Genomic DNA, 11,595 nt, shown 5'->3' on the forward strand with positions numbered 1-11,595 from the left:
CTTAAAGAGGAGTACGGTATGAAGTTATCCAGACGTGAAGTGCTGAAGGCGGCAGCCGCGAGTTCCGCCATGATGGCTATCAGTGGACCGTTTTCCATGGTTAGGGAAGCGGCAGCAGATGAGCCGGATCAGTGGGTGAAGTCAGTCTGTCGGTTCTGCGGTACAGGTTGTGGTGTTATGGTTGGTATAAAAAACGGTAAATGTGTGACGGTCAAGGGAGATCCCAATAATCACAACCGTGGTTTTCTCTGCCTGAAAGGGGCTCTGATGCCGCCAATCGTCTATTCAAAAGAACGGGTGACCCGACCATATATCCGCAGGAACGGGAAACTTGAGCCTGCCAGCTGGGACGAGGCCATGGGTCTGGTTGAAAAGAAGTTCAAGGAAGCACTGGCCGAAGGGGGACCGACAGCCATAGGTTACTATGGTTCCGGTCAGGCTCTGACCGAGGAGACCTACCTGGCTTCTAAGATATTCAAGGCCGGACTGGGATCAAACAATGTGGAAGGGAATCCACGTCTCTGTATGGCCTCCGCTGTTGGCGGTTATGTGACCACCTTCGGAAAAGATGAGCCCTGCGGAAGTTACAGCGATATTGATGCGGCCACCTGTATCATGATTATTGGATCCAATATGTCCGAGTGTCATCCCGTTCTTTTTAAACGGGTTGCCTCAAGAAAACAGGCCGATCCCAATGTAAAAATTATCGTTATTGATCCACGTAGAACCAATACGGCAAGGATTGCGGATGAACATGTTTCTTTCAAGCCCGGTACGGATCTGGCGATACTGAACAGTATGGCATGGGTGATTATCAATGAGGAGCTGGACAGCCCGCGTTTTCACGGGAAATATGTCAACTTCATGACCAATGACAAGAAAAAGGTCGATTTTGACGCTTATATGAAATTCCTCGAAGATTATACACCTGAAAAGGTCGAGAAAATATCGGGTGTATCAGCGGCGCAGATCCGTAAAATTGCCAAAATGTTCGGTGAGGCATCGGCCACCACCTCCTTCTGGTGCATGGGGCTGAACCAGCGAATCCGCGGAGTATGGGCCAACAACCTGGTCTCTAACCTTCATCTGCTCACCGGCCATATCGGCAAACCAGGGGCCACTCCCTTTTCGCTTACCGGCCAGCCCAATGCCTGTGGCGGTGTAAGAGATACCGGGGGGCTCTGTCATCTGCTGCCCGCCGGACGTCTCATCAAGAAGGAAGCCCATCGAAATGCCCTGGAAAAGCAGTGGGGAATCCCAAAGGGAACTATCAACCCCAAGCCGGGGTTGCATACGATAGCTCTCTGGAATGCATTTTCCGAAGCCAAAGTCAAAGCGATGTTTGTTCTCTGTACAAACCCGGCTCACTCTCTGCCTAATGTGAATATCTATACTGAAGGAATGAAACGAAAAGATAATTTCATGGTCCTGAGTGAACCGTTTATGGATGCGGAGAGTGTCAAATATTGTGATGTTCTCCTGCCTGCGGCATTCTGGTGCGAAAAGCGTGGTACATACGGTTGTTCGGAAAGGCGCTATTCCCTGCTGAAAAAATCTACTGAACCGCTGGGTGAATGCAAGCCGGATTTCGAGATTTTAATGGATTTTGCCAAAAGAATGGGAGTCGATTCCAGGGTCATTCCCTATGAGAACATCGATGATGTCTGGAATGAATGGAGAATGGTAAGTGCTGCAACACCCTACAATTTTTCAGGTATGACCAGGGAGAGGATGGAAAAAGCCTCCGGTATTCTCTGGCCCTGTCCAACAGAAGATCATCCCGGAACCAAGATCCGCTATGTTCGTGGGGAAGATCCCAATATTCCAAAGGATTATCCGAAAAAATATAATTTTTACGGTAAACCTGACGGTCGGGCGGTCATCTGGTTCAGGCCCTATAAGGGTGCTGCGGAAGAGCCCAATGAAGAATATCCGATGGTGCTCACCACCGGCCGGGTCATAGATCACTGGCATACCGGTACAATGACCATGAAGGTTCCGGAGCTGAGGCGCTCTTTTCCTGCAGCCTACGTGGAAGTCAATATTGAAGACGCGAAGGCTAAAGGGATACAAAACGGAGACAATGTCCTTCTTGAGACCAAAAGGGATAAAATGGTATTTCGGGCAAAGGTCAGTGATGTATGCCGGCCCGGCCTGATTTTTGTTCCCTGGTATGATGCGAACCTGATGATCAATAAATTAACCTTGAACGCCATAGACAAGGGTTCCAAGCAACCGGAATTCAAGATCTGTGCGGTCAGAATCAGCAAGGCTTGATCATGGCAATTACTGGATTGCTGGTGCATGCATTAAAAAACGATGTGGAAGCTGTGGAAAGGGCGATTGTTGCCATGCCTGGGATGACAAGTTACGGTATTCACCAGGAACAGTATGTGGTAGTAGTGGCGGAAGCTCCGTCCGATAGAGTTGAAAAGGTTGTGGAGCAACTGGATACTATTGAAGGTGTTCTCGCCGTCTACACAACATACCTGACGGTTGAGGATGAAATTGACGAAGACGGGAACCTGAAAACGAATCTCAGTCTGAAAGAACTCTGCAGGCAGCCACCACAGAACAAGATACCCTGAACCCTGATGAACGAGAAGAGCCGTCCGACTTGATGCCGGACGGCTCTTCTTCTGTTTATTTTGAGTATATGTTCACAATGTGGTAGGATGATGGCAAAAGGATGAATGGAGCAGGGTTGTGTTAAAGAAAAAGAAAAGATTTTTACGACCGCCAGGTGCACGGACTGAAAAGGAATTTCTCTCCCGTTGCCTGCAGTGCGGACAGTGTGCACAGGTCTGTATTTACGACTGTATTGTCATGCGTACCGGCTTTAATCCGTTTGTTGCCGGAACGCCTGAGATAAACCCGAGGGTTGCCGCCTGCCACCTCTGCATGCGCTGCAGCGCCATCTGTCCATCTGATGCACTCCATGATATTCCCATTGAAGAGGTGCGCATGGGGTTTGCAGTTATTGATCGGGAGAAATGTTTTCAATGGGCAGGAACACTGCTCTGCAGAAGCTGTTATGAACGTTGTCCTGTGAAATGGGTGGCCATGAAGCTTGAACGGGGGGAATATCCTGTAATTACAGAAAAATGTGCAGGATGTGGGCTCTGTGAGCACGTCTGTCCAGCCCATGCCATAACCATAACACCCACCCGGTTTGTTGAGGAGGGAGGAGAGAAAACAGACGATGGAGGTAAAGGATGAGAAAACCGTCCATCAAAATGACCAGGCGCTCATGTCAGCTTTTTATTATTGTACTTTTTATTGCCATTCCAATTCTCAATAAAAATCGTTACAGTCTGTTTTACGGCAACCTGCTTTCCTTTCATTTCTGGATTATTCCCCTGGCTGACCCCCTGGCAGTTCTACAGCTGATATTAAAAAATCTTTCCATTACTCTGGACAGTCTTGTTGGCGCACTGCTTGTTCTTTCGGTTGCATTTTTTCTTGGAACAGTTTTCTGCTCATGGATCTGCCCCTATGGTTTTTTCTCGGAACTTGCGGTCAATTTTGGCAAAAAGATACTTGGCAGAAGGAGCAATGATACTGTCAAAGGTAGAGCCGGATTCCGTTGTAAACTTGTAATTTTTATGGCCGGTATTGTGTTGTTTCTGGTTTTTTCCACAACACCGGTACTGAATCAGCTTTCCATGCCCGCCTGGTATACACGTTTTTTCCAGTATCTGTTCGGGCAGGGGTATGTTTCTCTCTCCATTCTCGTGATCCTGGCATTACTCGTGATGGAATTTTTTGTTCGCGAGAGGTTGTGGTGTCGTTATATCTGTCCGCAGTCTGTGCTTATATCACTTGTAAAGCGGTTGAACAGGAAACGGTTGAGGGTGGTCTTTGATCAACAAAGATGCAAATGTAAAGGTTCCCGTGATCCCTGCGCTATTGCCTGTACTTTGTCCCTGAAACCGAAAATGGTAGGCAATGTGAGTGAAATTGAGTGTACAAACTGCGGAGATTGTGTTGTAACCTGCTCAAAAATCGGTCAGGCATTAACATTTGCCAGGGGGACTGACCGGAGAGAGGATGACGAAAATCAGCAGGGAGAAAAATCATGAAACTGGTGCGATTGTTCATTCCGATACTGGTCGTTCTGATGGCGGGATGTTCCGGCGATAATCCGAAAACCGCCAACCCGCTGTTAAGAGATAAAAAAATCGGATGGCAGGGGAGTAATGGAGCATATTATGAATTTCTTGCCAGTGGAAGGCTCCTTGGATGCGGGGGTGACTTTCCTGAAGAGTGCTGTGTCGCAGGACAGTGGGAAAGTCTCAGTGATAATGGCAGTTTCAGGTATTTTGAACCCGATGACGGACGGAAAAACCGTGTGGATGTGACAGTGACCGGTACCCTCGCCTCTGGCGCTGTCCTGTCATTCAGCTCTGCTGGACGAAATGATGAGGTGCCTGAGAAAGCTGGGATTCAGGGCAAGGTGACTGTGTACGAAGATATCGCAAAATCACATGAAAAGACGGCTCTTTCAGACAAGGCCTCCGTCACCCTGACACGATATAGGGACAATGTTTTTGTCCTGGAACTGATGGTGGAGGATCCAGAGGGGGAAATCAAGAAAATTAATTCCCGGGGAGACGAAATAACCACGGAAGTGATGGTCACCAACGGCAAGAGATGGACCAATAATCCGCCAATTATTCTATCCAGCAAATGGAACACTACAACGCCGATTCGGACTGAAATGACACTTATTTTTCATGATGGAAAAAAGGAACATGGAGTTTTTTTCACAAGCAGGGCCAAGGATAAAAGTGAAGCGGAGTTTGAAGATGACTGGTTTTGAAAATTCCCTCTGGATTTTTGATACCTTTTTTTGATAGAATTCATCTAATTCCGGGTCACTGTAGACAGAAGGGAAACCAGTGGCTCTTTGTTACCGTCAGGTAGCTTGCGTCTTTCTTTTCGTTACCGGACGGTAACTGTCTGAACCTTCTGTTCTCCGCATTCACTCTGTATACACGATATGTAAAATGGAATTGATTTTGCAAAAGTCAGGTATCTTATCTTTTTATCTTTTGATTTTTTTAACGGGAAGGACGATTCGCATAAACAACCTGTTCTTCTTTAAACATTTTTAAGGAGGTCTTACGTGCAATCGGAGTCGAGATCGAAGTACTACTCCCATCTGGTCAGGCTGATTATTGCCCTGGTCGTTGTCGGAGTTGCCGGATTTTTCGCCAGGAAGGTGTTCTCACCGGCCACAATGGGACAATATGGACACTATCGTGGTGCTGACATTGAGGATCAGAAAAACATACCCGTTCGGCTCCAGACCAATGAGTCGTGTTTTCAGTGTCATAAGCCCATCAGGAGGATTCATAGGAAAGGTGTGCATAAGACGGTTTCCTGTGAGATCTGTCACGGTCCGTACGCAGATCATGTAAAAGATGGTAAAAAGACAGGTACCCTGCCGGTGCGAAGGGGCAAGGAAATAACCCATCTCTGCCTGCGGTGTCACAATAAAATTATCCAGGCACGTCCCAGGAAATCAATCAAAATGGTGGGGATGCCGCAACATCTTGAAGAAAAAAAGGTTCGGATTGAACATACATGTGATCAGTGCCACATGGTGCATGATCCTCTTCTTTGGATCAATCAGGCCAAGGAAATGATTGGTATAAAGGAGGAAATGTAACGATGATTGACATTAAAAAAGAGATTGAACAGGATCGCCGTGCATTTATTAAAAAGGTGCTGGGTGGGACCATCGCCGGTTCCCTGCTCCTGGTAATTCCGGCAAACAGTGTGGAAATTGCCGAACAGATTCCAGGTATGAGGGCCGAGGATTCCGTGTTTACCAAAAAACAGTTTGCCTTCGTTGTGGATATTACTGCCTGTATCGGTTGTGGCTCCTGCTGTGTTGCCGACAAGGCTGAATATAATGTTCCGGACGGAAACTACCGGACATGGGTGGAGCGGTATATCATAGACGACAACGATGATGTCTATGTGGACTCACCGAACGGGGGACTGGACGGATATACTAAACCCCGGGAAGGGTTACCTCATCCGACAAGGGATACATTTTTTGTTCCCAAGCTCTGTAACATGTGTAAAAAACCCTCCTGTGTCCAGGTTTGCCCTGTCGGGGCCACCTATCAGACAAAGGACGGTTTTGTCTTGATTGATAAGACCCGCTGTGTCGGTTGTTCATACTGCATTCAGGCCTGTCCCTATTCCGTTCGGTTTATAAATCCAAAAACCCGGACTGCTGAAAAATGTACCTGGTGCTATCACCGGGTCCGCAAGGGGCTTTTGCCGGCATGCGTGGAAGTCTGCCCGGTCCACGCAAGGAAATTCGGTGATCTGTCTGATAAAAATTCAGAAGTCTGGAAGATTCTCCATGAACCCCATGTTATCTCGGTATTGAAACCGGCCATGGGCAATGAACCGGCCCTTCACTATGTAGGGTTAAGAAGGGAGGTGGTCTAATGAGCGGAGTAGCAGCCCACGGCGGCACGGTTGCCGCTTTATCCAACTATGTGTTTCCAAATGACTGGCATGTTCACTGGAGCCTTATGATTGTGCTCTATCCCTATATCACCGGTATTGTGGCAGGTGCTTTTATCGTTTCATCCCTCTATCACGTATTCGGCATAAAGGGGTTGAAACCCATTTCCAGGTTCTCCCTGGTTTTTGCTCTCGCTTTTCTAGCCTGCGCCACATGGCCTCTGCTTCTGCACCTTGGTCACCCGGAAAGAAGCCTTTCCATGCTGCTGACACCGAATCCAACCTCGGCCATGGCAGGCTTCGGCTATATTTATTCGGCATATTTTATCCTTCTGGTCCACGAGATACTTTTTATCTATCGGCCGACTACAGTAGTTCTTTGGAAGGAATCAACTGGCTTGAAGGCAAAAATGTATGCCATGCTTGCCTTTTTCAATGATAATGTTTCCGAAGAGGCTATGCAGCTGGATCATAAGATCATATCTTTTCTTGCTGCCGTTGGTATCCCCATGGCCTGTGTTCTCCATGGCTATGTCGGATTTATTTTCGGCGGGATCAAGGCAAACCCGCTCTGGGCCACGCCCCTGATGCCGGTAATTTTTCTTCTTTCCGCCTGCGTTTCCGGTATTGCCGGAATTGTATTTGCCTATATCCTGATCAAAAAGGTTACCGGCGGAGAAGTTGACGTGGACTGCATCCGTACAGCATTGAAGTTTCTCTGGGGCTTTTTTATCCTCGACTTTGTTTTTGAAATGCTGGAAGTTTTTACCCATTTCTACATGAGTACTCACCACTGGCATGTGCTGGAAAATCTGCTATGGGGTCCTCTGTACAACACTTACTGGCTCTACCAGGTAAAAATCTTTTCCGTGATTCCGTTTATTCTGCTGGGGGTTCTCAGTCTTGTGAAGTTGAAAGACAGGGTGGTCCTCTTTTTTGCTCCAATAGTTTCCTTCATGATCCTGATTCAGGTTCTGCTGATGCGCTGGAATGTCGTTATCGGAGGTCAGCTGATGTCCAAAAGTACCAGAGGGCAGGTGACATTTGTTCCGGAATGGCTTGGCAGGGAAGGTATCCTGGTGGCTATCGGTATAATGATTGCCCCCATGGTAATTCTCTTTATTCTCAGCAGAATTTTTCCACTCTGGGTGGAAAAGGAGGTTGCGGAGTAGCTTAAATATTGGGCAGGTCTGTAATGTTCAGACAATTGAAAATGTAATACCTGAATCCCGCAGGATTCAGGTAATAAAAATTCAGCAAGGGAGGTGGAATAGCAGGAGAAAAATCGGGTCTGACCGTTCTGCACATGAATCCTGCAGGCAGTAAATTCTGAATCTGTGTTTACCTGTCACAGATTCGGGGTTTTCAGGATGTCGAAGAGGAGGATTCAGGCCGGGCGGTCATGTAAAGAATTTGAACAATTCTATTTCGGAGGAAAACAGTATGCAACATTGGAAAAAAATGCTTTTGCTGGTACTTGCAGGGATCTTTATTTCGATTCCCGCCTTTGCCACAACAAAGGCATCAATGGATGCGAATAATGAAAAGAATAAAGCGTTGAATGTAAAATGTGTTAACTGTCACCTGAAGGAAAACAAGTCCATGGTCAAGCAGTGGCAACATTCTCCCCATGCCGCGGCGAACGTGGCCTGCTATAACTGTCATGCGGCACAGAAGGATGATATTCTGGCCTATGAGCATGAAGGAGCAATTATCAAGACCGTACAGTCTCCAAGGGATTGTGGTCTCTGTCACGCCAGGGAAGCAAAGGAAATGGAAAACTCCCATCATGCTTCCGCCGGGCAGATTATGGCTTCTCTGGACAACGTGCTGGGAGAGGTTATCTGTTCGCTCGAAGATAAGGCCGACGCGGTTAATGGTTGCTGGCAGTGTCATGGCTCCGTACTCAAGGTACAAACTGACAAGGACGGTCAAACGCTGAAGAACGAGTTCCATGCGGTAATGCTTGATCCCATGACTTACCCGAATACCGGTATCGGTCGTATCAATCCCGATGGCTCCAAGGGTTCCTGTATGGCCTGTCACTCCAAGCATTCCTTCCGTTCCGCCGTTGCCCGCCAGCCTGAAAACTGCGGCAAGTGCCATCTCGGCCCGGATCATCCTCAGAAGGAAATCTACGAAGAATCCAAACATGGCATCGCCTACTATTCGGCAGACCGTGGTCGTGGTATGAATGGTATGAACATCCAGAAGGCTGGTACCTGGGTACTTGGCAAGGATTATTATACTGCTCCTACCTGCTCCACATGTCATATGGGATCTTATGAGAAGTCCAACGGTGCTGTTGTCCAGAATACCCATAATGTCGGTGACAGAATTTCCTGGACCCTGCGTCCCAAGGTTTCCGTCAAGCTGAACAGGGTTATTTTTGATGATGGTACTGTGGCTGATATCCCTGGTGAAATTGCGCCTCAGGCCGGTACGGAAAAACAGTACAAGACCTTTGTTATCAAGGATGGCAAGTGGAAGAAAGTCACCGCCACCAAGGAAATTGCTGAAGTTGTTTCCTGGGAAGAGCGTCGTGCAAACATGAAAGGTGTCTGTAAAAACTGTCATGGTATGCAGCAGATTGACAATTTTTACAAGCAGTTTGATGCGCTTGTTGTCACCTACAATGAGAAGTTTGCCAAGCCTGCCAAGAAGCTGTATGGTATGGCGAAGAAAGATGGTCTGATCAAGGGTTCAACTTTCCATACCGATCTTGGATGGATCTGGTGGGAAATCTGGCATCATGAAGGTCGTCGTGCTCGTCACGGTGCTGCCATGCAGGGCCCGGATTATACCCATTGGCATGGTCTCTATGACGTGGCAGAGAAGTTCTACTTCAAGTTTATTCCGGAACTTGTCCATCTGGCAGCCAAACATGACATGACCGAGAAGTACAAGAAGGAAATTGATGCGATCCTCGCGCGTCCCGAACATAGATGGTATAAGGAAGGTTTTAACGCTGATGTTATGAAAGCGATTGAGGCCGAGCAGAAGGAACGCTACAAGCAGTAAATTGTTAACCTGGAAAGCACTGTTTGCCTGTGCTTTCTCTGGAGATGTTTAATTTCAATTCCGCTCCGACCATTATGGCCGGGGCGGTTTTTTTTGGGAGGTTTCATGGGATTGAAGAAGAAAAAATACAGAATCATGCTTCCATTGGTTTTGATGGTATTTATTCTGTTTGCATGCGGCCAGGCAATGTCGGAAGCAGTTGACAGTGCAACTCTTGAAAAGCAGGTTGCTGATTTGCAGCTTGGTGTAAACGGCTATTTTGTGGCCCATAAACTGAATGAGGAACAAAAGATTCTGGCTGGCAAAAATATGGCAAAAAAATCCTATCCGGGAACATTTACTTTTACAGACGGTGATATCCATATCCTAGTGGACGGGAAAAGAGACATTATTCTGGCCATATATCAGAAAAAAGAAAAGGTGACTGGTAAAGAGTTAAAAAACATGGTTGCGGACCTCATGATGTCCTTTGGTGACCCCACCAGTGAGGCCCATGATCAGATCATTTACTGGGCCTATAGTAAAAAAGGCAGGATTTCTGAAGATGATTATGTGGATTCAAAACAGGAGGGAACTGTACAGGTTATTGCAACCGTCAAATTTAAATCCAAACTGACATTTACTGCTGCAACAGGTGAAAATGCACAGGAAAATGATATTCACTGGATTATTTCCTCTCCCCGTCTTCTGGAAAAATTTTATAATCGGTAGTTTTTTAATCTGACGCTGAGCTGCGGGACAGGAGCCAGGGTGAAAGGGGTGACAATTTATCAAGGATGCCTATAGTGCCTGGGGCATGTTCATTTTTTACCATCTGAATGCTTTGAGTTCCCCATGAAAAACAATACCCTTGTAACCCTTCTTCTTTCCGTTTTTATTGCCCTGCTCGGAATGGGCATAATTGTGCCGGTCATGCCTGTATTTGCCTCCGAGCTAGGTGCCGGTGGTCTTGGTCTCGGTATGATTATCGGTGTCTTTTCCATCAGCAGGGGGCTGCTGCAACCTGTGGTCGGCAGCCTGTCGGACAGGTGGGGGCGCAAACATTTCCTTGTTGCAGGGCTTCTTGTTTACGGGCTTGTGGGCCTTCTGATTCCCCAGGCGACCAATATCTTTCATCTCATTGTTATCCGGGCCTTTCATGGCGTGGGATCCGCCATGATAGTGCCCATCGGTATGGCGTATATGAGCATGCTTTCTCCCGCGGGGCAGGAAGGACGCTATATGAGTTATCTCAATATAGCCATTTTCTGCGGGATTGGCTGCGGCCCGATCATCGGTGGCCTCTTTTCCGATCTGTTCGGATTTTTTTCCGTTTTCTACCTGATGGCGGGGATGAGTTTTTTTGCCTTCTTTCTCGTGATTGTCAATATGCCCCGTTACAGCCCAGGGGAAGGAAAGAAACCTGTCCCCCTGTTGAAAAGTGTTGCTGTTATGATTCGCTCAAGGCGTACCCTCGGGATTTTGCTGGCCAGGTATGCCACCATGATCGTCATGGTGCCGACCATGGCCTTTCTTCCCCTTCTTATGTCTGAATGGCCAACACATACAGGGCTGCAGGTTGGTTTCGTCATTGCCTCCCGTACCCTGGTCAATGCCATGCTGCAGCTTCCTTTTGGTCGGCTTGCTGACAAATACAGTAAAATCGTCCTTCTTCTGATCGGAGTATTCTGCATGATCCTGGCGATTTTGATCGTGCCGTCTATTAAAAAATTTCCCCTGATGGTGGGCTTATATATGCTGCTTGGTTGCGGGGAAGCCATTATCTGGCCGGTACTGGGTGCCTATGCCTCGGAAGAGGGGAAGAGGCTCTACGGCCATGGAACAATGATGGGGGTTTTCAGCTTTGCCATGAGCGGTGGTGTTCTCACAGGTGCGGTACTGGCAGGAACGTCCATGGATATACTGGGAATTCACTGGGCGTTTTATGTGTGTGCGGTAGCAGTAATGGTCCTGACTCTACTGGCGACCTGGATGATCTCTTCTGGTAATGGACAAGAAGCAAAAATGGTTGTTTAGCCCGCATTTCTAATCAGTTCGAGCGGAGTCGCCTTCAAAGTTCCCGGAGTCTGAGCTTACCTGGCAGTA

General features: G+C 47.6%; 11 protein-coding genes. All 11 read left to right on the plus strand.

Annotated elements, in window-relative coordinates:
• Positions 1–18 precede the first annotated feature (18 nt).
• The 11 genes from LO777_RS02920 to LO777_RS02970 all read left to right on the plus strand — a co-directional run bounded on the left by LO777_RS02920 (position 19) and on the right by LO777_RS02970 (position 11,526).
• Entirely contained in the window at positions 19–2,277 is a 2,259-nt protein-coding gene (locus LO777_RS02920; RefSeq protein ID WP_228856067.1) for a molybdopterin oxidoreductase family protein, read from the plus strand.
• Positions 2,278–2,279: 2 nt separating this feature from the next.
• Positions 2,280–2,588, plus strand: a complete 309-nt coding sequence (locus tag LO777_RS02925; RefSeq protein WP_228856068.1) for a chaperone NapD — start codon at positions 2,280–2,282, stop codon at positions 2,586–2,588.
• Between the two features lie 118 nt (positions 2,589–2,706).
• Positions 2,707–3,219, plus strand: a complete 513-nt coding sequence (locus tag LO777_RS02930) for a 4Fe-4S dicluster domain-containing protein (RefSeq protein WP_228856069.1) — start codon at positions 2,707–2,709, stop codon at positions 3,217–3,219.
• Positions 3,216–4,082, plus strand: a complete 867-nt coding sequence (locus tag LO777_RS02935; RefSeq protein WP_228856070.1) for a 4Fe-4S binding protein — start codon at positions 3,216–3,218, stop codon at positions 4,080–4,082. The genes LO777_RS02930 and LO777_RS02935 overlap by 4 nt, the downstream gene beginning before the upstream one ends.
• Positions 4,079–4,822, plus strand: a complete 744-nt coding sequence (locus LO777_RS02940) for a hypothetical protein (RefSeq protein WP_228856071.1) — start codon at positions 4,079–4,081, stop codon at positions 4,820–4,822. The genes LO777_RS02935 and LO777_RS02940 overlap by 4 nt, the downstream gene beginning before the upstream one ends.
• Positions 4,823–5,128: 306 nt before the next feature.
• The gene (locus LO777_RS02945; RefSeq protein WP_228856072.1) at positions 5,129–5,674 is read left to right on the plus strand and encodes a hypothetical protein; all 546 of its coding nucleotides are present in this window, start codon (positions 5,129–5,131) and stop codon (positions 5,672–5,674) included.
• 2 nt (positions 5,675–5,676) lie between these two features.
• A complete protein-coding gene (locus LO777_RS02950) occupies positions 5,677–6,471 on the plus strand; it encodes a 4Fe-4S dicluster domain-containing protein (RefSeq protein ID WP_228856073.1) in 795 nt (264 codons plus the stop codon).
• Complete coding sequence (nrfD, locus tag LO777_RS02955) at positions 6,471–7,661, plus strand: NrfD/PsrC family molybdoenzyme membrane anchor subunit (RefSeq protein ID WP_228856074.1); 1,191 nt, start codon at positions 6,471–6,473, stop codon at positions 7,659–7,661. Before LO777_RS02950 ends, nrfD begins: the two co-directional genes overlap by 1 nt.
• Positions 7,662–7,932: 271 nt before the next feature.
• Positions 7,933–9,510 (plus strand): multiheme c-type cytochrome, encoded by a 1,578-nt coding sequence (locus LO777_RS02960; RefSeq protein WP_228856075.1) that lies wholly within the window; start codon positions 7,933–7,935, stop codon positions 9,508–9,510.
• Between the two features lie 105 nt (positions 9,511–9,615).
• The gene (locus LO777_RS02965) at positions 9,616–10,221 is read left to right on the plus strand and encodes a hypothetical protein (RefSeq protein ID WP_228856076.1); all 606 of its coding nucleotides are present in this window, start codon (positions 9,616–9,618) and stop codon (positions 10,219–10,221) included.
• 123 nt (positions 10,222–10,344) lie between these two features.
• Positions 10,345–11,526: an MFS transporter gene (locus LO777_RS02970; RefSeq protein WP_228856077.1), complete on the plus strand. Its 1,182-nt coding sequence runs from the start codon at positions 10,345–10,347 to the stop codon at positions 11,524–11,526.
• Positions 11,527–11,595 lie beyond the last annotated feature (69 nt).

Origin of the sequence: Desulfomarina profundi (genome assembly GCF_019703855.1) — a bacterium.
GTDB classification, from domain to species: Bacteria; Desulfobacterota; Desulfobulbia; order Desulfobulbales; family Desulfocapsaceae; genus Desulfomarina; species Desulfomarina profundi.